The organism is Priestia filamentosa, assembly GCF_900177535.1.
Classification (GTDB): domain Bacteria; phylum Bacillota; class Bacilli; order Bacillales; family Bacillaceae_H; genus Bacillus_I; species Bacillus_I filamentosa.
The window spans coordinates 99,090-123,752 of the sequence record NZ_FXAJ01000006.1; the positions used below are offsets into that span (position 1 = coordinate 99,090).

Consider the following 24,663-nt stretch of genomic DNA (forward strand, 5'->3'; position numbering starts at 1 on the left):
ATTTAAATATTCTATCTTATTTATGTATATTCCTTATATTTACTAGTTATAACGACCGAAAACACAAAAATAAAAGCAGCCTCACTTATATGAGACTGCTTGATATTATAATTTATTAATTTAGGATTTTCACTTTAATATTTTTACGACCCCAAGCTAGAGCTGCCGATTTCGATGGCTGTAAAACGTCAATAATATGACCTTTAATCGCGCCACCTGTATCTCCTGCAACCGCTACGCCGTATCCTTCTACCCATACTGTAGAACCTAATGGAATAACGTTTGGATCAACTGCGATGAGCTTCATATTTGGATTTGTTTTAATATTGAGTCCTGTTGCAGTAAGTCCACCATTTGCATTTGTTTCCTCATAGCTATAAGCTGTTGCTTGTACATAAAGGACTTTCCCTGATTCAGGCTCGCTTCCTTTATCCTCTGTTTGAGCTGGCTTTTTAGCTTCAGGTGCTTTTTCTGCTTTAGCAACTGGTTGTTGTTGAGGCTCTTGCTCTTTTGCAACTTCTGGCTGTGTTACTACTTTTGCCTCTTCCTCTTCAGCAGCTTTTTGTTCAGCTGCTTTCTTAGCTTCTGCCTCTTTCGCAGCAGCTGCTGCTGCTTCTTGCTCTTTCTTTATGCTATCTTCAATCTTCTGCATTTGTGCTTCAAGACTTGATTGCTCTTTTTGTGATAAATCAAGATCTTTCACAATGTCACCGTACTTAGCTTGTAAATCTGTTAAAATTTCCTCACGCTTTGCTGAGTCTTCTTGAAGTGATGCTTGACTCTCTGATAAACTTTCTTGTTTCTCTTTTAATACTTTTTCTTGTTTATCAATTGTCTTTTTATCTTCTTCAATTTGTTTAAGATCATCTTTTTGCGCTTGTAAAATATCTTGATCTGCTTCTGCTAACGTAGTTGCTGCATTGTAGCGACCGAAGAAATCTCCGATGTTCTCAGAGTCTAGCACACTCTTAACAACAACGTTCCCTTGATCACTCTGCTGAAGAGCAACAAGGCGTTTCTCCATAATATCTTTTCTAGCTAGCACTTTATCTTCAAGTTTAATAATTTCTTCTTTCTTTTTCTCGATTAAGGCTTCTGTGCTCTTAATCTCACTTGTAATCTCTTTCAATTCTTTTTCATTTTCGGAAATTGAATTATGTAAAGATTCCAATTCAGTCTTTATACTCTCGATGTCTCCATTTACAGATTGCTTTTCTTGCTCTTTTTCAGCTACTTGCTTTTTACTCTCTTCTAGCTTACTTTTTGCATCTTGTAATGAATCTTCGTTTGTTTGCGCATGAGTAATGGCTGTGCCTGAAAAGCACATCATTCCAGTAAAGACGATAAGCATCGTACGCTTTATAAATGGCATACGTTTCTCCCCTTTCTTTTGCAAATATAGTTATAACACAAAAGTTGTCCCAATCATGTTACAAAAAAATTAAAAGAAAATGTCAATAATCGAAGAAATAGGAGGATTTGAGTAGGAAAAAAGAAAGGTTCATTTTCTTCATCCATTGCTATGAGAGGGGTAAGCCATATTCCATCAAAAGAAGAATTTTTGTAACAAAACGTAATATTAAATCCATTTTAAACCATTTATTTTACTTTTTTTTATTAAAAAATCTTTTATTTCATGTAAAAAAAGAGAAACAAAAAGCAGTTTTTGGAACTTATTAATAGTGTCAAAATATATTTACTCGTAAATAAATGATCCTGTTATCGGGTCATAATAGAGAGAAATTCCCCTTTTGTATTTAGAGGAAAATAAGAGGGAAAAGCACTAAGTTTTTCTGCTATATTTTTCAAACAAACGTTTATTTAAATGTCTTATATGCACAAAAAAAAGACTAATTGAGGGATCCGCTCAATTAGCCTTCTCTATTAATTGTTAATTCACATTAATCCATATTAATCCAAACAGCTTTAACTTCTGTATAGTTTTCAAGAGCATATGAGCCCATTTCTCGACCTATACCAGACTGCTTGTAGCCTCCAAACGGCACTGCTGCATCAAAAGCATTATAGCAGTTCACCCACACTGTTCCCGCTTTTAAGCGATTTGCAATGTAATGGGCACTTTTTAAATTCTGTGTCCATACGCCTGCTGCAAGGCCGTATTCAGTATCATTTGCCTTATCAATTAAATCATCAAGTGTATCGTACGGCATGGCAGCCACTACAGGTCCAAATATTTCTTCTTTAGCAATCGTCATACTATCGTCAACATTTGCAAATATTGTTGGTTCCATAAAGTACCCTTTTTCAAACGGCACTTTCCCTCCTGCTACAAGCTCTGCCCCCTGGCTTTTCCCTGATTCAATATACCTTTTTACCGTGTTATGCTGCTCAGATGAAACAAGTGGTCCCATCTCGGTTTCTTGATCAAGGCCTATTCCAACTTTAATATTTTTAGCAGTTGAGGCTAAGTCAGCAACAACATTGTCATACTGCTTCTTTTGAATATATAACCTTGAACCTGCTGAGCAGACTTGTCCTTGGTTAAACATGATGCCATTGAGAGCACCAGGCAGCGCTTTTGTAAGATCTGCATCAGGGAGGATTATATTTGGTGACTTTCCTCCAAGCTCTAGTGTAACTTTCTTAAGAGTTTCAGAAGCTTGTCTCATAATTGCCTTACCAACAGAAGTGGACCCTGTAAAGGCGATTTTATCTATTTTCTTATGGTTCACAAGCGGAGCCCCTGCTGTTTCCCCGTACCCAGGTACAATATTGACGACTCCTTTTGGAAAACCTGCTTCTTCAATTAATTCTGCTAAATAGAGAGCTGATAGCGGCGTTTGCTCAGCAGGTTTCAGCACAACTGTACAACCTGTAGCAAGTGCTGCTCCAAGTTTCCAAGCCGCCATTAACAGCGGGAAATTCCATGGAATAATCTGACCGACTACCCCTAGTGGTTCGTGCCTTGTATAAGTAAAGAAGTTTCCTTGACTTGGTATGGTTTGCCCCATTATTTTGGTCGACCAACCTGCATAATATCGGAAATGCTCAATGGTAAGCGGCAGGTCGGCTGCAATCAATTCACGCATTGGCTTTCCGTTATCAAGAGATTCTAGCTCTGCTAGTTCTTGTTTATTTTCTTCAATGAGATCTGCCAACTTATAAATAAGACGACTTCTCTCAGCAGTCCCCATCCTTGACCACGGACCATTATCAAATGCATCCCGTGCAGCTTCGACTGCTCGATTAATATCTTCTTCTTCAGCTTCCGCAACCCGTGCAAGCATTTCACCTGTAGCGGGGTTTACGGTCTCAAATGTTTTTCCATTTGCTGATTCTATAAAACTACCATTAATATATAGTTTTTTTGTACCTTCTAAAAATTTTTCTACTTTCTCGCTTAGTTTTACTCCTGTACCGTTGATCATCATTATTCCCCACTCCCCTGTTCTAATCTTTATTTATGTCAACAGCATTGTTCCAATTCTGTTGCCACTACTTGCAACATGCTGAGACTCTTAATAAAACAAATTTTCAGATTTTGAATTTTAGGTGAGTTTGTTTTAATCTTGGTGAATGAAAATGTTGAAATGGTGAGAAGAATTTCTATTAAATGCTGGCTGTAAAAAAATTTCTTGAGGTTGTAAAAGGAAAAATAACTTCCTCTATCATTCTATCATCTCGTAAAGAATATTCAAATAATTTAATGCTCTAAATGACAATTTTTCATCGACAAAAATAGCCTCTATTTTCTTTTTGCATATTTGATATATCGCTTATATTGTTCTATATGATACTCCCTTTTGGACATATCAGGTTTAAAATGTACGTGTTTCTTCTTATTAATATAGTCTCTTACAAAATGATTGTAAGATTGTGACCATCCTAAGGCAATGAAAGCCGGAGCCAAAGCGCCATAAGATGTCAAAACGTGGCTGTTCTTCGGGACATTAATTTGTCTTCCAAGTACATCTGCTAAGCATTGACAAAGCACAGTGCTTCTAGAAGTTCCTCCAATAATCGTAATATCTCCTTCCTTAGGAGACAGAAGTTCATCACAAATTTGTTTAATAGAATAACAAAGTCCCTCAACAATAGCACGAGTAAAGTCTTCCTTTGTTGTTTTCGCTGTAATAGAAATAAATGCTCCCCCTTCTTTTCGATCTCGTTCCCCATAAAGGTAAGGAAGAAACAATACATCATTTTTTTTACTTAGCGATTCCTTCACCATTCTCTCAAATCCTTCATAGTCCTCACTATCTGTAAAAGTTTGAACTCCCCATTCATAAATATTCCCACCATTTAAAAGTGGAATAACAGCAATTAAAAGGTGTTTTGGTAAATGTGCTAATGTAAACGCTGAAGAATGAGAAACAAATTTTTTAGCAGGAATTGCGACCCAACCTGTTGTTCCTAAATGCAAATAGCCTTGTCCTTCTGCTACAGCTCCTGCCCCAATTGTACTTGCTCCAGCATCACCAGAGCCGCATAGTACAGGAATTCCCTCTTGTAATCCTGTTATTTCAGCAGCATTAGCTGAAAGCCGCCCTGCCTTTTCCTCTGGCTGTAGAATCTCCGGCAATTTCTCAATATCAATTCCCATGGGGACAATTATATCCTCTTCCCATATTCTTTTGTTCAGATTCATCATTCCAGTTGTTGCTCCTGTAATAGGATCTGTTACAAAACTACTTGTGAGTTTATAGATAATATAATCTTTTGCACTAAAAACAAATGATTTTGCACTGTGATATGCATCCCTATCCTTGTTTTTAAGCCATAATAGTTTTGCAAAAGGAGTAGAGGATCTTACATAATTCCCTATTACTTCTCCTATATCCTTATAAGAATGATTAATATATTCCGCTTCTTCTTTTGCTCGCGTATCTGAATATAAGATAGCACGTTCACACTTATTGTTATATGAAATGGGAATAACATTTTCCATTTGTCCACTTAAAGTTATAGCTTTCACATCATATAAATTGATGATTTCCTTTCTCTTCCAACATGCAACAATTTCTATAATGCCTTCCCACCAGCTTTCAGGATTTTGTTTTTTCTCTCCGTTTTGCCCATATATCATTTTTAGAGGTGTTGAACCTTCTAGCAGAATTTCTCCATATTTGTTCACCATAATTCCTTTAATTTCTGTTGTCCCAATATCAAACGAAATAATATAATCCATACTTTCCTCCATTGATTAAATATAGATTTCTATTCTTTCTCTCTATCATATACTACTTTCCTAAATGTCTATCATTCAATTTAATTTTAAACCTAAGTCTTTTGGATTAAATTACCATAATTTTTTTTAAGCAAAACAAGGGCTACAGACTCGTTTTTCCATAATATACAAATTATTATAGAAAAAGGCGTATAGTGAGTGTATAGTAATAGATGCAATGGATATAACCTTATATTGGTTTATATTCAAAATTTATACATAAGGAGGTGTGATGATATGAACCTTGATATTTTAAACAATCTTTTAAGCCAACTTATCAACATCGGTAATGGTAGCGTTAATAACGGCAATGGTAATGTTTAATCTTTTGAGCAATGGAACACTACATATCGTGCTCCATAAAGGGCGTTTCTCTTTCTGAGAAACGCTTTTTCACTAGTTACTCTTTCATTTATATAACGATTACATATATAGGAGATAAAAGAATGTTGAAAAAACAAACTGATGGAGACTTATCTTCATTTATTTATCTTATTAAAGAAACGAATCCCTCTAAATCAAAGCTAAGCTGTGCTATTTTTATGAGTACAATAATGACAATTGTAGGGTTGTTCATTCCTTTGTTTACAAAAAATCTTGTGGATCATTTCTCTATACATTCATTTAATCAAAATACAGTCATGATTTTGGTTATTGCTTTTCTCGCTCAAGCTATAGCAGGTGGTTTCTCTATTTACTTGCTTAATTATGTAGGACAAGAAGTAGTAGCAAACATGAGAGAGCGATTATTGGCTAAGTTTCTTCACTTTCCTATCGCTTACTTTGACAACCACCAAACAGGAGAAATGACAAGTCGTATTATCAATGATACAGCAATTGTTAAAAACTTGATTTCTAATCATTTGACAAGTTTTGCTACAGGGGTTATCTCTATTACAGGATCAATTGTTATTTTACTTATCATAGACTGGAAGATGACAATGATAATGCTTTGTACCGTTCCTCTTTCACTTTGCATCCTTCTTCCACTGGGAAAAAAAATGGTTCAAGTTTCTAGAGGTACACAAGATGAAACAGCTCAATTTTCTGCAAAAGTTACGCAAGTTCTATCGGAAATTCGTCTTGTTAAATCATCAAATGCTGAGCCTCTTGAATACCAAAATGGAACAAAAGGGATTCAAAACCTTTTTCAACTTGGTGTCAAGGAAGGAAAAATACAAGCCTTGACCTCCCCTTTAATTTCATTAATTATGATGGCTCTCCTAGTTGTTATTATTGGATACGGGGGAATGCGCGTTTCTTCTGGAGCTCTATCAGCTGGAGAATTAGTTGCCTTTATTCTGTATCTTATCCAAATTATTATGCCAATGGCTCAATTCTCTACCTTTTTCACTCAGCTCCAAAAAGCAAAAGGAGCAACAGAAAGAATCATTAATGCTCTACATTCTAAAGAGGAAAACCATCAATCAGGTACTATTCTAAATAAAGCTACTAAGCCTCTTATTATTAAAGACTTAACATTCTCTTATGAAGAAAATAAACTAGTCTTACAGCAACTAAATTTCACAGCAGATGGAGGGAAAATAACAGCAATTGTAGGCCCAAGCGGCGGCGGAAAAACGACGCTATTTTCTCTATTGGAACGTTATTACAGACCATCACACGGAGAAATAAGGCTTGGTGACCTTTCCATTTGTTCATTCTCCTTGTCTTCATGGAGAAGTCAGATCGGCTATGTTTCTCAAGAAAGCCCTCTAGTTTCTGGAACGATACGAGAAAATATTTGCTATGGTCTTCAAGGTAAAATTTCAGAAGAAGAGTTGCATCATGCTGCTAAGTTAGCATATGCTCATCAATTTATTCTCCAGTTTCCAAACGGATATGAAACAGAAGTTGGAGAGCGCGGTATTAAACTATCTGGTGGGCAAAGACAGCGAATTGGAATTGCAAGGGCTTTACTTAGAAATCCTCAAATTCTTATGCTTGATGAAGCAACATCAAGCCTTGATAGTAAATCAGAAATTTATGTACAAAAAGCATTAAAAAACTTAATGAATGGTCGGACTACGCTCGTCATTGCACATCGACTCTCTACAGTAATAGACGCCGATAAAATTTTATTTATGGAAAATGGCAAAATTACGGGACAAGGCACACATAATGAATTACTGGCTTCTCATGATTTATACAGAGAATTTGCCGTTGAGCAACTCCAATTGTCTAAAAATCACCCACCCGAAAGCTTATATATAGAAAAAACCAGCCCCGTATTGTAAGGGCTGGTTTTTCTTATTTTTGCACTTCTGTTCTATTTATTTGAGCAGGTTTTATTAAAGAAAATATGGCACATATCATGGCTATCACTACAATACATCCACCGATCGTTGCTGTATGAGCTACTGAATCAGTTTTCTCCATCACAGCTCCCCCAACAGCAGAGCCTAGTGAAATGCCAACTTGCAATGCTGAGTTATTAAAGCTTTGCTGAATATCAGATGTAACAGGATCAATTTGAATAAGGTAACTTTGCTGAGGTGGTGAAAGACTCCAACTTAATGCTCCCCATATCATCATCACAATTAAAAAGAGTGGAAAGGAAAACGTTGTATACGGAAGCACAAACAGCATAAGGGCAAAAGCACCAATGACAATTAAAATACTTTTAGGAGCGCCAATTTTATCCGAGAGCGTCCCTCCTAGCCCTCCACCAAACACAGCAGCAATGCCAAATAGGAAATAACAAAGACTGATCCACTGCTGATTTAAGTTTAAAACTTCTTCTAAAAAAGGAGTAAAGTAGGCATAAATTGTATAGTGACCAGCTAACATAAACAGTGTAGCAAGATGGGCGCCAATAATCTTCCCGCTTTTAAGAGATTTGATTTGTTTGCTAATCGGAACTATTTTATCAACTGGAATGCGTTCTAAGAAAACCGAAATTAAAACAAGAGACAAAATCGAAAGAAACGCAATACCTAGAAAAACAGTCCGCCAGCCAAAAGCATTTGTCACAAGAATGCCAATTGGTACACCTAAAACAAGAGAAGAACTAATTCCCATATAAATAACCCCTACAGCTTTTGCTCTATGAGTAGGGGCAACAATTTTAGGCGCAATTGTTAAAGATAGCACAACAATTAACGCTGTACTCCCTGCTGTAATAATCCTTGCGATGATAATAAATGAAAAGGCTGAACTAAAAAACGTCATTAAATTTCCGATAAAAAAGACAAAAAGAGCCATAAGATACAAACGTTTTCGTTCTATATGCGCTGTGATTGATAACAGTAACGGACCCGCTACAGCATACACAAGCGCAAAAATGGTAATAAGCTGACCTGCTGTACCAACTGATATGTTCAAATCATCTGCCATAACTGGTAAGATCCCACCGACGATAAGTTCTACTAATCCAACTGAAATAGTAGAAGCAGCAAGGACCCAAACTTTTAAATTCATTTGAATTCCTCCTTATTCTGTCGTCACTTCCACTCTTGTATAAAAACAAGAATTTTACCCGCACCTTTATGGGCCCTCTTTCATTTCGATGCCAAGACAAAAAAATCCTGATTACAAAAATGAAAGTGACATTTGTTGTAATCAGGATTTATCGGTTCCTGGTAGAGACCCTCAAACCATATTATTGAGGTTATACACACAGATTAATTATTCTATTCGATTTAATAATATAGCGTATCTTTTAGGATTTTTCAACTACCTACTTTTGAATATATAAGACTAGTTATTTTTTAAAACCAGCTTCTCTAACTTTTCATCATACTCAGCAAACTCTTCCACCATAAAAAGATGATATGTTGGGACTTCAAATAATTCCCCATTTTTTAATTTAAAACGGAAACCCGGCACACCGCCTGGTAAGGTTTTTCGAGGTATGTATCCATTTACTGTTTTTTCAATTTCTTTGAACGAAATTACTTGATCTTTATAATAAATATTATCACGATCATATTTAAGTATTTCTGTGGACGGCTTAAATAAGAAATAGATAAAAAGAAATAAATATTGACCAAAAAATCCAAAAGCTAAAATAATCGCAATAACCGTTAGTATTTGTCGTATAAACCCTGCAGTAGGAATCATATAAATAAGCCATATGCCGGCAATAACGAACAAAAGTGCTGCTAACAACTTTAAAAGAGCAATCTTTCTTCTGTAGCATATTGATACCATTTCCTTATCCTCCCCTTAATTATTTTATAAATTAATCACTTTCTTATAGATATTTTTTACTATTTTTCTTCTCTTTTACAAATTATATCTATTTAAATTTTATAATTAATGCTATTTTTTTGTTATAGATAAAAAGAACGATTTTTGGGGTGATATGAATCATGAATTTACTTTCTTTGAATCCTAGTGAATTAGAAAGTGCTGCTAGCATATTAAAAAAAGAAGCTTCTTCACTACAAAATTTACGACAGGATCTCAAAACTCTTTTGGATCAAGATCATAGCTGGAAAACGTCATCAAGAAAAGAATTTAATGAGACCTCACAAACCCTCCTTAAGACAATTGACAATAAAACTGACGAAATAAATGATAAGAGCACTTATCTAGAAAATCTTGCTGAGCAAGTACGTCTCGCCCAAGCAAAAGAAAAACTTAAGCAAGAAAAAGCCTGATCTTATAAAGAAAGGACTAAGCAATATGTCTACAATTGAAATTAACCCTGATATTGTGAAACAGCTCGCTTCAAAAGTCTCTTCTATCGGAAATGAGATTTCTTCTGTTGATCAAAGAGTAAATAACTGTTTACAAGGAATTAAAGGAGTTTCTTTGTCTGTTTCTTTTAATTCCATTAATACGGGCATTAATTCTTTACACAATATCGCAAGTGAAACAGCAAGCGCTATGGCAGCGCAAGATAGTGTTCTTGCCGCTCTCCTTAATCTTCCTTCTCTCGGAAGTCAATATTTTGATATTAAAGGTAACTTAGATAAAATCCTTATTACAACTCATGGAGCTGTTGCTCTCTCCCTTCTTGCAACAAAATCTATTAATATTACAATGCGGAACGCTCGCACAAATGTTGTTAGTATAAGTACCGCAAAATGGATGCAAGGAAAAGGAAAAGCCTCTGTTTTTCGGAACTTCGCCCGTCGTACTACAGCATTTATGCAGAAGAACCATACAAACTCTGCTATCAAGTTCTTAAAAAACAAAGTAGGCATGGATAAATATCGTACTTTTAACGGTTGGACGAAGTACCACTTTATGGGTATTGGTGATAATCATACAAGAGTTGGATTGAAAAAAGTAACAGGCTCTATTGCTAAGAAAATCTTTCCTATTAGTGTTATGTCAAACGTAGCTGAAGAAGGCGTTAAAACTATTGATAAAATTAAACAAGGGAAATTTACTGCAACAGATGGAGTGGTCTCTGCTTCCAATGTCGCTATTAAATCTGCTGCAGCTTATGGTGGATCTGTTCTTGGCGGAGCAGTCGGTGGACTCTTGGGTCCCCCTGGAGCTGTTGCTGGGGCCTTCATCGGTGGGGTTGTTGGTACATATGTTGGAGACTTTGTTGCCGGCAAAGCAGAAAACTTTATTCGTAAGCACTCAGACACCATTAATAAAACATACAGCAACATTAAAGAAGGTGTAAGTTCAGCAATTGATAAAGGTAAAGAACAAGTCTCCAAGGCTGTCGACAAAGGTAAAGAATTCTTCAGCCAAGGCTCTAAATGGGTCTCAGGATTGCTCCATTAACGGATATAAAGTGAGGTATTAAATATGAGTCAACAACCAAAGATTAGTCTAAGCACAGAAGAACTTGCCCTTTCCCTTGTCTTATGCGGATATGATGAAGTTGCAGCAGGTGTTCTAAAATCTGGACTTGGGGAAAAATCTGAAAACGACTTACAAGTTGTGTTCGAAACTGCATCACATAGCTTGCTTTCAAAAGAACTTCTGCTCAGTATTAATGAAGAAAACTTAGCGGAATCTCTTCACCCTATCTTCAAACAAATGATGGATCTTTTTGTTCAATCAACCAAAATGATTCGTTGTAATAAAGAAGCAAATGGAGCTGAGGAAGTTTTGATGCTCCACCGCCTGCCTGGTGACGAAAGTTTGAAGCATGAAGTAAAACATGATGTCGTTCACGAATTTTCTATTTTGAAAGAAAGTGAAATTCAGCCTGCAATTACTTCCTTTTTAAAAGTACTTGCGTGGGGTGAGATAGAAACTGCTCACATTCCCCTAACAGAAGAACTTTTTAATAGACTTGTTGAGGAGACTAAGACAGAGGATGAGCTAGCCTTTCTTTGTGAATCTTTCCATATCCATCACCATCAAGAAATGTTAAAAATATTCCTCTCAGATTTTAACGATTATGGTCGTCGTTTTGCCAACATTTCAGAATCGTTAATTTCTCTAAAAGAATATTCACAAATTCAAGAAGCTCATCTTATTCTGCCTATTCATAAGCGGCTTTGGGTTGTATACAACGAAAATGAAGATATAAATGAACCACCATCGCTTGTTTTAAAAAGGATGAATCAAGATCAATGGATTGACCATCTTGAACATCTTTTACAAAAAGGAAAACTCTCTCTTTAGAGCTTTCCTTTTTATATAAGCTTGCTTTTCCTTTCCTTTGAAAGCTATACTGTTGAAATGGTTATTTATTAATTAAACGTTTGTTTAAAAGTAAAAAGTGGAGGTTTTTCACATATGAATAGGCAATCTCGAGCAAATATCTATCCAGGCCTTTCAGTTAAAATTGTACTAAAAAAAGATCAGCGCACTGGAAAGTTAACAGAAGGTATTGTAAAAGATATTTTAACTAATTCTAGCTTTCATCCTCATGGAATTAAGGTAAGACTAGAAGACGGACAAGTTGGACGAGTACAGGAAATTATCAAAGAGTAATTTCCTGTACTCGTCTTTTATTGATAGAAAGCTCCTTTCCTTTATCAAGCACTCTCCTTAGTTTCTGGCATTAGAATACGTGTTAAACTTTACAGAAGTCTCCCCACTTCCTCCCCTATGCACTTAATACAATATTAATTGTAAGCGTAACTTTTTCTCAATTTATTAAAGATAATACATTATAAAATAAGAGGATTAATTAGCAATCTTTCCTATTACTTTATACAAAGACATCTTAAAAGTTTGGCATGAGAGAAATGACAAAACTTAAGAATACTTTTCTTCTTAAACTTTTATTTGAAAAATGATGGTAGCGTTAACATCTCATATCTGCCATAAATCTAGGCGTGCCAAGGGAAAAATGCACGTTTCAGAAAGATGGACAAGCTTATTTACTCGTGTTATTATCATTGTTATGTGAATTTTTTAGGTTACTTTATACAACTATGAAAGCCTAAGCAAAACTAAATAAAGAGAGGAGCTTTCATCAAGATGGACATCCTGTTAGCTCTTATCCCTGCTTTGTGTTGGGGGAGCTTAGTTCTATTTAACGTCAAACTAGGTGGTGGTCCTTATAGCCAAACACTTGGTACTACACTAGGAGCGTTAATTTTTTCTGCGGTTATTTTTCTGTTTGTCCAACCAGAAATCGATACAAAGATTTTTGTAATCGGAGTCATTTCAGGTCTTTTCTGGACACTTGGTCAAAGAAACCAACTTAAAAGTATTGAACATATGGGCGTATCGAAAACAATGCCAATTTCAACAGGAATGCAGTTAGTTTCAACTGCACTATTTGGTATGATTGTTTTTGGAGAATGGTCAACTGCTGTAAGCATCTTATTCGGTTGTCTTGCTCTTGTATGTATTATTGTCGGAATTGTATTAACTTCATTAAAAGACAATACAGTAGAAGAGAAGCCTGGAGAACTAAAAAAAGGAATTGGAATTTTAATAGTTTCAACGATTGGTTATTTAGTATATGTTGTAATTGCTCAGTTAACTGGAGTTGACGGTTGGTCTGCACTATTCCCTCAAGCTATAGGGATGGTAATTGGTGGCGTGCTGCTTACATATAAACATAAACCATTTAATAAATATGCCTTAAAGAACATCATTCCTGGTGTTGTTTGGGCTGTTGGGAACTTATTTTTATTCCTCTCACAACCAAAAGTTGGCGTTGCGACGAGTTTTTCTCTTTCACAAATGGGAATTATCATTTCTACATTCGGTGGAATCTTAATTCTGGGAGAAAAGAAAACTAAGCGTCAAATGATTGGAATTGTGATTGGGAGTGCGTTAATTATTATTGGCGCCGTATTCCTTGGACTTGCAAAGGCAAACTAAAAAAGAGGCGAATTATCGCCTCTTTTTTCTATTTATTCCATTGAAACCTTTCCTACGTGAAAAGAGCAGGTCTTTATTTACTTTCCTCAAATTCTAATGGACGAAGACGTAATTCAATCTCCTCTCTTTTCGGTTCTAAAAACGGTGGTAATGAAAGTCGTTCACCTAACGTTTCTACTGATTCATCTTGAGCAAATCCTGGCGTATCTGTAGATAGTTCAAATAATATATTATTTGGTTCTCTAAAATAAAGAGCTCTAAAGTAAAATCGATCTACTTTTCCAGAGTTCACAAAACCAGCTTGATTAATGCGTTTTGCCCACTCGTTATATTCCTCTTCATTTGGAACCCGAAATGCTACATGATGAACGCCACCTCTTCCTAAACGCTCCCTTGGTAAATCAGATCTTGTGGCAACATGTACTTCAGCTCCTACTCCCCCTTCTCCTGTTGCATATACTTCAACATCTGGATAATCCCCATCAAGGGATGGGTAAGAACCTACATAATAAAAACCTAATAACTCTTTTAATACTCGCACTGTTGGTTTTGCATCTGCAACAGTGAGCGTAACAGCTCCAAGACCAAGAATACCATGCTCTTTCGGAACATCACTTCCATCCCATGCTTCTCCTGGAGCTACCCCTTTTTCATTGTTATCTGCAACAAGAATAAGCTTTGTTCCTTCAAAATCTTCAAAAGCTAATGTATCACGCCCAGCTCTTTTTTTAATTCCCTCATAATGAACACCTAATTTTTCAAAACGCTTAGCCCAATAATGGAGTGAGTCAGTACTCGGCACTCTTAGAGACGTTGAAGAAATACTACTCGCTCCTTTATGTGTTCTACCAAGATGAGGAATATCAAAGAACGTTAATTCAGTTCCAGGGTTTCCCTTAGCATCTCCATAGAATAAATGATAAGACTCTGTATTATCTTGATTGACCGTCTTTTTAATAAGACGCATTCCAAGAATCTTCGTATAAAAAAGATAATTTTTTTCTGCTTTTCCTGTTAAAATTGAAACATGATGTAACCCTGTTAAGTTCATCTTCTTTCACTCCTCTTTAGTTAAAGTGATCTATTTCCTTTAATATAAACTTATAGCTCAAAGTAAATTATCTTTAATTCGAGATAATTGTAAAACATTTTGGGAAGAAAAGTCAATTATTATAATACCAGCATATACTCTATCTAGTCTGATTATCCTTATAAAAATGAAAAAAAGACATAAACCCTTATTTTCTTGTAAAGGTTTATGCCTCTTTTCTTTAATATTAAGTTAATAGTTTAGAACTTAATAACTTCAGGAGTACCTTGCTTCTGATAACCAGACTTATTAAGTTTTATTTCTTTACCTTCTGATAAGTTTGTGAAGATAATTGGCGTTGTAATAGAAGGGGCATGCTTTTTTACATACTCTAAATCAATTTCTAACAGCGGTGTTTCTTTCGTTATATGCTGCCCTTCCTGAACAAGCGCTTTAAATCCTTCCCCATTTAACTTTACTGTATCTATACCAACATGAATAAGTATTTCTAATCCATTGTTCGCTTTTAAACCAATAGCATGCTTCGTTGGGAAGATGCTCATTACCTCTCCTTCAATTGGAGAAACTAGTGTATTACTAACTGGTTCAATAGCAAATCCATCTCCCATCATTTTAGAAGAGAATACTTCATCTTCTACTTCACTAAGAGGTTTTACAGTTCCTTCAAATGGAAGAACAAACTCAAGCTGAGCTGTGTCAACTGTTTCTACTTCAGAACGTTCCTGTTCATTTTCTTTAGAGATATTGATCGTTGCTGCTCCAGATTTCACTAATTGTTTCATTGCATCAGCAACAAATTCAACATCTGTACCTACGATAACTTGTACATTTGTTTTTCCTAATTTCATTAAACCTCGAGCTCCGTGGCGCTTTAGATTAGACTCATTAATTTTGGATGTGTCTGCAACTTGTAAACGTAGACGTGTTGCACAGTTATCAATAGTCGTTAAGTTTTCTTTTCCACCTAAATCTTTAATAAAATAAGATGCCATATCTACATATTTATCGCCTGTTGTTGAATCAGAATCTACCGTTTCCTCTATTTCTTCATCTTCTTCACGACCTGGTGTTTGGATATTTAACGCTTTGATTAAAGTATAGAATATAACAAAGTAAATAATGGCATAAATAATGCCGATTCCCGCTAACAATAACGGCTTTTGAGCGATACCAAAGTTCAAAAAGTAATCAATTGCCCCTGCTGAAAAACCAAAGCCGTGATGAATACCTAACATTACAGCAACTGCCATTGAAATTCCTGTTAGGATAGCGTGGATGACATATAAGAGTGGTGCTATGAACATAAATAAAAATTCGATTGGTTCTGTGATACCTGTTAAAAATGAAGTAAGAGCTAATCCAGCTAGCATACCTGTTACAGCTTTTCTTTTTTCTTTTTTTGCAGCTGCAATCATTGCAAGAGCCGCTGCTGGTAATCCGAACATCATAACTGGGAAGAAACCTGTCATAAATGGTCCTGCTGTTGGATCCCCTGCGAAGAAGCGATTAATATCACCAGTTGCTCCATTGTACTCTCCAAATACAAACCAAACTAAACTATTTAATACATGATGCAGTCCAACTGGAATTAATAAACGATTTAGAAGTCCGTATACTCCAGCCCCTACTGCTCCAGCTCCTGTAATCCAATTCCCAACATTATTAATTAACTCTTGAATTGGAGGCCATACTACTCCAAAAATACCTGCAAGAACTAACATCACTACTGACGTAATAATGGGGACAAAACGCTTTCCTGCAAAAAAACCAAGCCATTCTGGAAGTTTAATATCTGAAAAACGATTATATAACAAACCAGCTGTAATCCCTGAAATAATACCACCTAAAACTGCCATATCTATGTCTTTATCAATAGCAGCTGTTCCCTTTGTTAATACAAAGTAGCCAACAACCCCAGCAAGTGCTGCTGCTCCACTACCATCTTTCGATAACCCAACAGCAATACCAAGGGCAAACAACAATGCCAAGTTTGCAAAAATAGCATCCCCGGCTTGAGCCATAAATGGAATATCTAGTAAATCTTCTTGTCCTAAACGAAGTAACAAAGAAGCAGCTGGTAATACTGCAATTGGTAACATGAGTGATTTACCAATCCGTTGTAGAAAATTCAACATGTTTTTATCTCCTTTTAAAGCGTTTTCTTTGCCTCATACTACCACATCCAACATATAGTTGTCTATACCAAATAAAATGTTAAATCTTATATTAATGGGGTTATTTGGATATTAAGTAGTGGAATTTTTCTGTCGTAGCTTATAGTGGTATAGACAACTATATATAGATGGTATATACTAGATACAAATGGTAAAACATAATGAACGTGTTACCTACCTCACTAATTATTACTTTTTACTTCTATAAAGGAGATTATGTATGATAGAAAATCAAAATATCGTTATTTCCAATTTAATTATTTATAGTGACTTTGGGAAAATTCAAAATGGATATATTCGTATTTCAAATGGAAAAATTAAAGATATCGGATCAGTCTCAGAGTATAAAACAGAACAGAATGATCAAGTCATTAAATGTTCGTCATCTTATAAACTAGTACCTGGAGCTATTGATATTCATATTCATGGAGCAGCAAATGCTGATGCAATGGATGCGACCCCAGAATCATTAAAAACAATGGCTGCGACTCTTCCAAAGGAAGGAACAACAAGCTTCTTGGCTACAACAATGACCCAGTCAAATGAAGCTATTGAACAAGCTCTAACAAACGTAGGAAATTTTATTAATAATCAAACTGTTAACGAACAGGCTGAAATAGTGGGTATTCATTTAGAAGGTCCTTTTATTTCTCCAAAACGAGCAGGTGCTCAGCCACCTACTCATATTAAAGATCCTGACTTGTCTTTATTCAAACAATGGCAGGAAAATGCAGAGGGCCATATTAAATTAGTGACACTTGCTCCTGAACAACCGGGTGGATTAGAACTGGTCTCTTATTTAAAAAGTCAGAACGTCGTTGCTTCTATTGGTCACTCAGATGCAACATATGATCAAATTGATGAAGCTATTCAAACAGGTCTCTCGCATGTAACACATTTATATAACGGAATGCGTGGACTGCATCATCGGGAGCCAGGGGTTCTAGGGGCTGCTTACTTGCGTAAAGAACTGTTTGTTGAATTAATTACAGATGGCATTCATTGTCGACCTGAGATGGTAAAACTTGCTTACGATCAAATTACAAGTGATCGGATGATTTTAATCACCGACTCTCTTCGTGCCAAATGGCTTAAAAATGGAACGTACGACTTAGGCGGGCAACCAGTTAACGTTGATGATACAACTGCGACCCTTGCAAATGGAACGCTTGCTGGAAGTATTTTAAAGATGAATGATGCGATTAAAAATACAATAAACTACACAAATTGTTCACTAGAAGACATTGTGAAAATGACATCTGTCAATCCAGCCAAACAACTTAATATTTTCGATCGAAAAGGAAGTATAGCTGTTGGAAAAGATGCTGATATCGTTATATTAAATGAAAACTTAGACGTAGAAATGACATTTTGCCGAGGAACATTAGCTTATAAAAAGGAGCATACAAAATGAAGATTATTCAAGTAAAAAACTATGAGGAAATGAGCAGCAAAGCAGCAGAGATTTTAATAAAGAAAGTTCAAGAAAAAAAGAATGTAAACCTGGGTCTTGCAACTGGAGGAACACCAACGGGTTTATATCAAACATTAATTGAAGATCATCAGGAAAATGGTACTTCTTACAAAGATGTAACTTCTTTTAATTTAGATGAATATATCGGATTAGAAAAAGAAGATCCAAATAGCTATCACTACTACATGGTCGATTCATTGTTTAAACATATTGATATCGAGCATACTTATTTACCTAATGGTCTAGCTCCTAATATTGAGAAAGAATGCAAACGTTATGATCAATTAATCGCAGATCACGGTGGCATTGATTTGCAAATTCTTGGCATCGGCGAAAATGGACACATCGGATTTAATGAGCCTGGTACATCATTTAATGCACCTACTCATGTTGTTACGCTAGAGGAATCAACACGCCAAGCAAACGCTCGTTATTTTGATTCAATTGAGGATGTACCGACACATGCCATTACTATGGGAATTGAAACAATCATGAAAAGTAAAGAAATCTTATTACTTATTTCGGGAGAAAAGAAAGCTGAAGCAATGAATAAATTACTTCAAGGGGACATCACTGAAGATTTTCCAGCATCTATTTTGAAAAAGCATAATTGTGTTACAATAATTGCAGATCAACAAGCTTTGTCAGGTGTATTACATCTACAAAATATTTCAAATTAAAATTGAACTTAGGACAAGTAGGATTTCACTACTTATTTTAAGAGAATAAAGGAGAGAAATCTAGTGATTGATAAAAACTCACCTCTTCCGATTTATTACCAAATCGAAGAACAAATAAAAAAACAAATAGAAAATGGTGAGTTACAGCAAAATGATGCTCTTCCTTCTGAACGTGAGTTTGCTGAACGTTTCCAAATTAGCCGAATGACTGTACGTCAAGCTATTAATAATTTAGTTAACGAAGGCTACTTATATCGTCAAAAGGGTCGCGGTACCTTTGTGTTAGGAAAGAAATTAGAACAGCAGCTCGTTGGTTTAACTAGCTTTACAGAAGACATGAAAGCACGAGGAATGACTCCTAGTAGTAAATTATTGACATTCACTATCGTTCCATGTACGGATAAGATTGCGGAACAGCTTAAGATTGCTAAATATTCACCTGTCTATGAGATTAAACGAATTCGCTTAGCTGACGATATTCCAATGGCTTTAGAAACAGTCTATATGTCAGCAAATTTGGTTAAAGGTTTAACTGAAAGCATTGTTAATGAATCTCTTTATCAATATATTGAACAACATATCCATCTTAAAATCGGATATGCGACCCAAACTTTAGAGTCTTCCATATCTTCTGATCTTGAAATTGAACATTTAGGTGTTTCAAAGTTTGCACCTATTTTATTTATTCAACGAAATACGTATCTAGAAGATGGTACTCCTCTTGAAATTGTAAAGTCATCATATCGAGCTGACCGTTATAAATTCACTTTTACAATGACTAGATAATAAATATAAGGAGTTAGCTATGAGCAATCAATATATAGAGGAAATAAAAGCTCTACTTTATAAAGTAGAAAAGCAAGAAAAAACGATTATACAGGAAGCAGCAACCCAAATCGTAAATAGTATTAATTCGCAAGGTATTATTCATTTATTTGGCTGTGGGCATTCACATATGTTAACAGAAGAACTATTTTATCGGTCTGGTGGTTTAGCTCCCATTCATCCTATTTTTATAGAGGAATTAATGCTTCACAAAGGTGCATCTCGTTCTTCACAGTTAGAAAGACAAAATCAGTATGCTCATACATTTATGAAAGAACAAGATATCCGTTCAGGAGATATATGTATCGTTGTCTCAACCTCTGGTGTTAATCCAGTTCCTATTGATGTAGCACTTCTAGCAAAAGAAAAAGGGGCATATGTTATTGGGCTAACTTCCCCCATTTATGCCAAAAGCCGTCCTTCTCGTCATGAAAGTGGACATTATCTACATGACGTTGTGGATGTTGTTTTAGATAACCATATTCCAAAAGGGGATGTACTTCTAAATAAAAACAATATTAAATTTGGTTCAGGATCTACTATTATTGGCGCTATTATCCTTAATACTTTATTTTCTGAAGTAATTGAGAAAATGCTTCAAGCTGGACTAACCCCACCTATTTTTCAAAGTGGAAATATGGAAGGAGCAGATAACCATAATAAGCATTTAATTGCCCAATATAAAGAAAGAATTCCGTTTCTCTAGTTTACACATATTCGTTTTTATCCCTAATGACTCCTTCTATACTCTTGATTGTTGCACGCTCTCACTCATTAATGTAACAGTTTGGATTATTTTTAAGAAAAGAGGCACCGCTCACTCGCGGTGCCTCTTTTCTTAATTATCTTCTACTAAAATCTCTCTATAATCTACTTCTTCTTTCGCTTCAATCATGACTTCATATTGACGAACACGAATTTCGAACAATTTAATTGGATTATAATATTCTCCTGGATTTTCTTTCATATCCTTTAGCGTTAAACGATTGTTCTCAAGCGCTACCTCTGTTCCATCTTTAAGCATTGTAAGCTCTTCAAATGGCTGTGAGAAGAATGTTTCTACGTCAAGCTTAAGTGAATTCTCAAGAGAATTAAATTGTGCAAAAAGACGATTTGTGACCATTTGAGCTGCTTCTTCATAATCTTGACTATCAACATTTTTCTTATATTGATTGTACATTGTTTTCTGAGAAGCTAAAGCACCAATCAATTTCCCAGCGCGCTGGAACATAAGCTGCGCAAATTTAGATTGAAGGAAAATGTTTTGTTCTTCAATTGGCATTCTTACCGTTAATCGTCTAATATCACGACGCCAGTCATCTAAAATCTTAAAGTCTCCTTTAAGCTCTACTTTTTCTCTGGTAAAACGATTATTAAATTCTACGGCAAGATCGTCGAAGCTTTCTTGACTTTGGACAAGCTCTTCACGTGAAAGAGAAAGCCATTGTTGAAGAGCATGCTGAAGATCTGTTAATACTTTTGTCCATTGAACTTCAATTACTTTATTCATTTTATCATTTACTTCTTTATGGATATTGGCAAAATCACTATCCTCTGTAATAATCTCTGTACATTCTCGAAGTAAATTTGGCAGACTATTTTCAAAGTTGTCTTTGATTTCATCTTTTAACTTGGCATATGTCTCTGTAACATATCGAGATTTTTTCTTCTCTAGCTCACGTAAAAATTCGATATCACTTCCAAGCTTTTCAATCTTTTGTTCTTCTGTATTGATAAGATCTTGTAAATAAAGCTCTTCTTCAACACGTCTTTTTCCAAGGTCATGGAGCGTGATTCGCATGAAAGAGAGCAGCTTATGAATGCGACGCTTCTCAGTTCCATCAATAATTTCAAAGAAATTCGCTTGAATAAATGATGTTAAGTTCTCGTCTCCACCTACACTAATTAAAGCATCTTGGAAATCCATACGTAATCGGCTTTCAATATCGCCATGTGCGTCCATTCCTTTAATAAGGAAATGAACAGGCATGGACTGCTCAAGCTTTCTTAATTCTTCACGTTCGTCTTCATTAAACGTGTATGTTGGATGAACAATAAAAAGCAATGAATCTCCTAGTGGTGCCCATTTATCAAGAGATTGTCTTAATTTCTTTTCCCGGTAAGCACTAGAGCCATCAACAACCATCCATGTTCTTTCCTCTTCTTCTCTTGAGAAAGTATGAAGTGTTTTAACAGTTGTTTCTTCATCATTTTCTGGGTCAATCATAAGAAGATGATGAACGTTCTTATTTAAAAGACTCGCAACTGACGGATCTAGTTCAATATTGCGCTGTTCTGCCCATGACATCATCGACTCCACGATGTTGAGGCTATACGATAGTCCATCAATATCGCTATCTGAGTTAAATAAAGTACTTTCTGCTTTTTGAACAGATTCCTCCATAATAGTCGATGGGAACTGCTCATTCCATGTCCAAATGGCTGCAGCCGGGAACAATGATTTAGCATCTCTTGTTACTTTCAACCAATTTTCCAATGTTGTTGGAATGAAATCATGAAGAACTTGTAAATCGTATAATCCACTAATTAAATATAAATAAGATTCTTCATATAGAGATGAAATTTCTTGCCAATACTCATAAAGACCAATATCAACATTAAGGAAAATGTCATTGATTGTTTTGATCCATTCTAGATAAGCCTCTTCGTTTTTATAGCTTTCCCATAATGCAGAAACAAGCTTTTTAAAGTGCATCTGATCTGTTTTATAAAATGTGATAAGCACTTGGTAGAAATAATCAGGTGAGAAGATTGTTGTATATTGATTTTTAGCATATTTAATAACCGTTGCAAACCAAAAAAGATCTTCAGTTCGAATAGACTCACTAACCGCAAGCTCTGTTGCACTTTCCCAATCTTCTTGACGTTCATAAAACTTACGTGCTAGTTCTGTTATTCCTGGGTAAGCTGGGTTCACTTTAACAGCTTCTTTAATCACTTCATATGCTCTTTCAATATTATCCTGATCAATATAAAGAGAAAAAAGCTGTAAGGAAACTTCAGCTGTTAAAATAGGATCATCTACTTTCAAAGAAAGATAAATTTCCTCAGCATCTGATAGTCTGCCTGTCTTGTAGTAGGTGTCTCCAATATTCTTTTTCGCCCATGGTTCGAGTTCACTATTAATGTTCTCCCATTTAAAAATAGCCGTTTCGAAATCTTGACTATGATAATAAACTTCTCCTTGAGCAAAGCGAATATCCGATAAATCGTAGGATTCCTTCTCCTGTTCTGCAACTGCTGCTTCGCCAAGGACTTCTATGGGATGGCGATTTTCATTGTCATTTATAAAATGTTTGTAATATGTCTTTTGGATCAAGCGATCTTCTAGTGTCATATTCGTCTATCCTCCAAAATATATAAAAAAATGAGATTTATAGCTTTATAATACCCTGTGTTACGGTATCTTTCCTTTCATTGTAACAGAGTTTTATGAAAAGCAGGTTTCATTTCTTTGTCATTTTAACGATAAGAAAAGATACAAAAGAAGCTATTTTATGTCGAATCCTATTTTAGGGTTAAGGATTCAAATTGTCTACCCTTTATCGTTCGCTAGCAGAAAACCCTTCCGCATTATTATACGAAAGGGTTTTTTAAATTAGTCTTCGTCTTTCACATCAATGTCTTCAGGTAATGGCTCATTCATAAGATCTTCAACAAGCCTCTTATATTTCTCAAGCTGCTCTAAGTGTGTGTTAAACTGCTCTTTATTAATGAGAAACTGCTCGCCATCATGAATCGCCCGAATCTGTTTATGATGGATGAGATTTTCAACTTGTGAAGCAGGAATTTCTAAAAATTCAGCTGCTTCTTCTACTGTTAGGTACATTTTTTATCTCCCTCCTCTTTCGTTTATCTATTTTATGGGAAAACCACCTTCTACAAAGTAAAAGGTGGTGCAAAAGATGTTTCTTATTTGAAAACGTCATTCGCAATGTTAATTACGTGACGAATTTTATCCCATTGCTGCTCTTCTGTCAAAATATTTCCCTCTTCTGTTGAAGCAAATCCACACTGAGGACTTAAGCAAATTTGATTAAAACCCACGTACTGTGCTGCTTCTTGCAAACGTCCCTTCACTTTTCCAGGATCCTCAAGCTCACCAAATTTAGAAGTGATTAGTCCTAAAACAAGTTGTAAATCATCACGTTTTACGTGTTTTAATGGTTCAAACCCTCCTGAACGTGCATCATCAAATTCAAGGAAGAGTCCATCAACCTTCAATTTTCCGAAGATGTATTCTGAGGCATTATCATATCCTCCGCTTGCTACATATGTTGATCTAAAGTTCCCACGGCAAATATGCATTGTAATAACCATGTCTTCCGGTTTATTCTCAATTGACTCATTAATAGCTCTTGTAAACAGTTTAGCAAGCTCTTTTGGTTCATAGCCACGCTGTGTGATTTGTTCTTGCCCTTGTTCAGAGAAGAAAACAGCCCATGCTGTATCATCCAGCTGTAAATAGCGGCATCCTGCATCATAAAAAGCTTGAATTGCTTTTTGATATGCTTTGATTACATCATCAAAAAAGGCATTTTGATCACTATATACTTCTTCTGAAATATTTCCTCTAAAAAAAAGCATATTTGGACTTGGAATTGTAAACTTCGCAACATGATCACCAGCAAGGTTATGTAAGAACTTGTAATCCTCAATCATTGGATGTCCATCAAAATCTACTTTATCAATAACTTTAATTCCATGGGCTTTTGTTTGAATTCCATTGAATTGAATACCTTGCTCTGTCTCATAAAGTTCAACACCTACAAGCTCAGATAAGAAGTCAAAGTGCCACCATGCACGTCTAAATTCCCCGTCTGTTACCGCCTGTAACCCAACTTCTTTTTGTTTTTGAACAAGACGTGTAATTTCCTCATCCTCGATAGCTCTCAGTTGTGCTACTGTAATTTCACCATTTTGTTTCTGTAAACGAGCTTCTTTCAATCGTTTCGGACGTAAGAAACTTCCAACATGATCTGCTTTAAATGGTCCTTTAACTGTTGTTGTCAATTGAGTGCATCCCCTTTTTTAAAATATTGTTTCTA

The 24,663-nt window shown here is 35.6% G+C and carries 20 protein-coding genes and 1 riboswitch; of the genes, 10 read left to right on the forward strand and 10 right to left on the reverse strand.

The features are described 5' to 3' along the window. Positions 1-115 precede the first annotated feature (115 nt). From B9N79_RS19775 to B9N79_RS19790, 3 genes are all read right to left on the reverse strand, one after another. A complete protein-coding gene (locus B9N79_RS19775) occupies positions 116-1,372 on the reverse strand; it encodes a 3D domain-containing protein (protein ID WP_046218119.1) in 1,257 nt (418 codons plus the stop codon). Between the two features lie 529 nt (positions 1,373-1,901). Continuing rightward, positions 1,902-3,392, reverse strand: a complete 1,491-nt coding sequence (locus B9N79_RS19785) for an aldehyde dehydrogenase family protein (RefSeq protein WP_019390529.1) — start codon at positions 3,390-3,392, stop codon at positions 1,902-1,904. Between the two features lie 314 nt (positions 3,393-3,706). After that, complete coding sequence (locus tag B9N79_RS19790) at positions 3,707-5,149, reverse strand: xylulokinase (protein WP_167555137.1); 1,443 nt, start codon at positions 5,147-5,149, stop codon at positions 3,707-3,709. A 485-nt stretch (positions 5,150-5,634) separates the two neighbouring features. Here B9N79_RS19790 and B9N79_RS19795 point away from each other — a divergent pair, with 485 nt between their 5' ends. Further along, positions 5,635-7,425: an ABC transporter ATP-binding protein gene (locus tag B9N79_RS19795; protein ID WP_046218117.1), complete on the forward strand. Its 1,791-nt coding sequence runs from the start codon at positions 5,635-5,637 to the stop codon at positions 7,423-7,425. Positions 7,426-7,438: 13 nt separating this feature from the next. Here B9N79_RS19795 and B9N79_RS19800 read toward each other — a convergent pair whose 3' ends face one another. Both B9N79_RS19800 and B9N79_RS19805 read right to left on the reverse strand, forming a co-directional pair. Then, positions 7,439-8,608 (reverse strand): MFS transporter, encoded by a 1,170-nt coding sequence (locus B9N79_RS19800; RefSeq protein WP_040060724.1) that lies wholly within the window; start codon positions 8,606-8,608, stop codon positions 7,439-7,441. A 119-nt stretch (positions 8,609-8,727) separates the two neighbouring features. After that, a riboswitch (purine riboswitch) is annotated at positions 8,728-8,826 on the reverse strand. A 61-nt stretch (positions 8,827-8,887) separates the two neighbouring features. Continuing rightward, positions 8,888-9,340 carry a hypothetical protein gene (locus B9N79_RS19805; protein WP_040060727.1) on the reverse strand — a complete coding sequence of 151 codons (453 nt, stop codon included), beginning with the start codon at positions 9,338-9,340 and terminating at the stop codon, positions 8,888-8,890. 161 nt (positions 9,341-9,501) lie between these two features. Here B9N79_RS19805 and B9N79_RS19810 point away from each other — a divergent pair, with 161 nt between their 5' ends. The 5 genes from B9N79_RS19810 (at position 9,502) to B9N79_RS19830 (ending at position 13,390) form a co-directional block, all read left to right on the forward strand. Further along, complete coding sequence (locus tag B9N79_RS19810; protein WP_046218116.1) at positions 9,502-9,792, forward strand: WXG100 family type VII secretion target; 291 nt, start codon at positions 9,502-9,504, stop codon at positions 9,790-9,792. Between the two features lie 25 nt (positions 9,793-9,817). Beyond that, positions 9,818-10,879, forward strand: coding sequence for a YtxH domain-containing protein (locus B9N79_RS19815; RefSeq protein ID WP_048896688.1), 1,062 nt, complete (start codon positions 9,818-9,820; stop codon positions 10,877-10,879). Positions 10,880-10,903: 24 nt separating this feature from the next. Beyond that, a complete protein-coding gene (locus tag B9N79_RS19820; RefSeq protein ID WP_085118831.1) occupies positions 10,904-11,731 on the forward strand; it encodes a hypothetical protein in 828 nt (275 codons plus the stop codon). Between the two features lie 114 nt (positions 11,732-11,845). Then, the gene (locus B9N79_RS19825) at positions 11,846-12,043 is read left to right on the forward strand and encodes a YwbE family protein (RefSeq protein WP_046218114.1); all 198 of its coding nucleotides are present in this window, start codon (positions 11,846-11,848) and stop codon (positions 12,041-12,043) included. A 492-nt stretch (positions 12,044-12,535) separates the two neighbouring features. Next, complete coding sequence (locus tag B9N79_RS19830) at positions 12,536-13,390, forward strand: GRP family sugar transporter (protein ID WP_019390520.1); 855 nt, start codon at positions 12,536-12,538, stop codon at positions 13,388-13,390. Between the two features lie 73 nt (positions 13,391-13,463). On the opposite strand, the gene B9N79_RS19835 is transcribed toward B9N79_RS19830, so the two are convergent. After that, complete coding sequence (locus tag B9N79_RS19835) at positions 13,464-14,441, reverse strand: ring-cleaving dioxygenase (protein WP_046218113.1); 978 nt, start codon at positions 14,439-14,441, stop codon at positions 13,464-13,466. A 239-nt stretch (positions 14,442-14,680) separates the two neighbouring features. Then, positions 14,681-16,576 (reverse strand): N-acetylglucosamine-specific PTS transporter subunit IIBC, encoded by a 1,896-nt coding sequence (nagE, locus tag B9N79_RS19840; RefSeq protein WP_040060733.1) that lies wholly within the window; start codon positions 16,574-16,576, stop codon positions 14,681-14,683. 259 nt (positions 16,577-16,835) lie between these two features. On the opposite strand from nagE, the gene nagA reads away from it, so the two are divergent. The 4 genes from nagA (at position 16,836) to B9N79_RS19860 (ending at position 20,300) form a co-directional block, all read left to right on the forward strand. Further along, positions 16,836-18,029: an N-acetylglucosamine-6-phosphate deacetylase gene (nagA, locus tag B9N79_RS19845; RefSeq protein ID WP_048896687.1), complete on the forward strand. Its 1,194-nt coding sequence runs from the start codon at positions 16,836-16,838 to the stop codon at positions 18,027-18,029. Beyond that, the gene (gene nagB, locus B9N79_RS19850) at positions 18,026-18,769 is read left to right on the forward strand and encodes a glucosamine-6-phosphate deaminase (protein ID WP_046218111.1); all 744 of its coding nucleotides are present in this window, start codon (positions 18,026-18,028) and stop codon (positions 18,767-18,769) included. Before nagA ends, nagB begins: the two co-directional genes overlap by 4 nt. A gap of 63 nt (positions 18,770-18,832) precedes the next feature. After that, entirely contained in the window at positions 18,833-19,555 is a 723-nt protein-coding gene (locus B9N79_RS19855; protein ID WP_046218110.1) for a GntR family transcriptional regulator, read from the forward strand. Between the two features lie 19 nt (positions 19,556-19,574). Continuing rightward, complete coding sequence (locus tag B9N79_RS19860) at positions 19,575-20,300, forward strand: SIS domain-containing protein (protein ID WP_019390514.1); 726 nt, start codon at positions 19,575-19,577, stop codon at positions 20,298-20,300. A 132-nt stretch (positions 20,301-20,432) separates the two neighbouring features. Here B9N79_RS19860 and B9N79_RS19865 read toward each other — a convergent pair whose 3' ends face one another. The 3 genes from B9N79_RS19865 to B9N79_RS19875 all read right to left on the reverse strand — a co-directional run bounded on the left by B9N79_RS19865 (position 20,433) and on the right by B9N79_RS19875 (position 24,628). Continuing rightward, a complete protein-coding gene (locus B9N79_RS19865) occupies positions 20,433-22,952 on the reverse strand; it encodes a tetratricopeptide repeat protein (protein WP_046218109.1) in 2,520 nt (839 codons plus the stop codon). Positions 22,953-23,213: 261 nt separating this feature from the next. Then, positions 23,214-23,444, reverse strand: coding sequence for an excisionase family DNA-binding protein (locus B9N79_RS19870; RefSeq protein WP_019390512.1), 231 nt, complete (start codon positions 23,442-23,444; stop codon positions 23,214-23,216). Positions 23,445-23,527: 83 nt separating this feature from the next. Further along, positions 23,528-24,628, reverse strand: a complete 1,101-nt coding sequence (locus B9N79_RS19875) for a 5-methyltetrahydropteroyltriglutamate--homocysteine S-methyltransferase (protein ID WP_040060741.1) — start codon at positions 24,626-24,628, stop codon at positions 23,528-23,530. Between the last annotated feature and the right edge of the window lie 35 nt (positions 24,629-24,663).

Coding starts and splice junctions, on each gene's coding strand:
- B9N79_RS19820 (WP_085118831.1), top strand. CDS start 10,904: ATGAGTCAACAACCAAAGATTAGTCTAAGCACAGAAGAACTTGCCCTT.
- B9N79_RS19830 (WP_019390520.1), top strand. CDS start 12,536: ATGGACATCCTGTTAGCTCTTATCCCTGCTTTGTGTTGGGGGAGCTTA.
- B9N79_RS19775 (WP_046218119.1), bottom strand. CDS start 1,372: ATGCCATTTATAAAGCGTACGATGCTTATCGTCTTTACTGGAATGATG.
- B9N79_RS19790 (WP_167555137.1), bottom strand. CDS start 5,149: ATGGATTATATTATTTCGTTTGATATTGGGACAACAGAAATTAAAGGA.
- B9N79_RS19865 (WP_046218109.1), bottom strand. CDS start 22,952: ATGACACTAGAAGATCGCTTGATCCAAAAGACATATTACAAACATTTT.
- nagE (WP_040060733.1), bottom strand. CDS start 16,576: ATGTTGAATTTTCTACAACGGATTGGTAAATCACTCATGTTACCAATT.
- B9N79_RS19800 (WP_040060724.1), bottom strand. CDS start 8,608: ATGAATTTAAAAGTTTGGGTCCTTGCTGCTTCTACTATTTCAGTTGGA.
- B9N79_RS19835 (WP_046218113.1), bottom strand. CDS start 14,441: ATGAACTTAACAGGGTTACATCATGTTTCAATTTTAACAGGAAAAGCA.
- B9N79_RS19795 (WP_046218117.1), top strand. CDS start 5,635: ATGTTGAAAAAACAAACTGATGGAGACTTATCTTCATTTATTTATCTT.
- B9N79_RS19815 (WP_048896688.1), top strand. CDS start 9,818: ATGTCTACAATTGAAATTAACCCTGATATTGTGAAACAGCTCGCTTCA.
- nagA (WP_048896687.1), top strand. CDS start 16,836: ATGATAGAAAATCAAAATATCGTTATTTCCAATTTAATTATTTATAGT.
- B9N79_RS19825 (WP_046218114.1), top strand. CDS start 11,846: ATGAATAGGCAATCTCGAGCAAATATCTATCCAGGCCTTTCAGTTAAA.
- B9N79_RS19870 (WP_019390512.1), bottom strand. CDS start 23,444: ATGTACCTAACAGTAGAAGAAGCAGCTGAATTTTTAGAAATTCCTGCT.
- B9N79_RS19805 (WP_040060727.1), bottom strand. CDS start 9,340: ATGGTATCAATATGCTACAGAAGAAAGATTGCTCTTTTAAAGTTGTTA.
- nagB (WP_046218111.1), top strand. CDS start 18,026: ATGAAGATTATTCAAGTAAAAAACTATGAGGAAATGAGCAGCAAAGCA.
- B9N79_RS19785 (WP_019390529.1), bottom strand. CDS start 3,392: ATGATGATCAACGGTACAGGAGTAAAACTAAGCGAGAAAGTAGAAAAA.
- B9N79_RS19860 (WP_019390514.1), top strand. CDS start 19,575: ATGAGCAATCAATATATAGAGGAAATAAAAGCTCTACTTTATAAAGTA.
- B9N79_RS19810 (WP_046218116.1), top strand. CDS start 9,502: ATGAATTTACTTTCTTTGAATCCTAGTGAATTAGAAAGTGCTGCTAGC.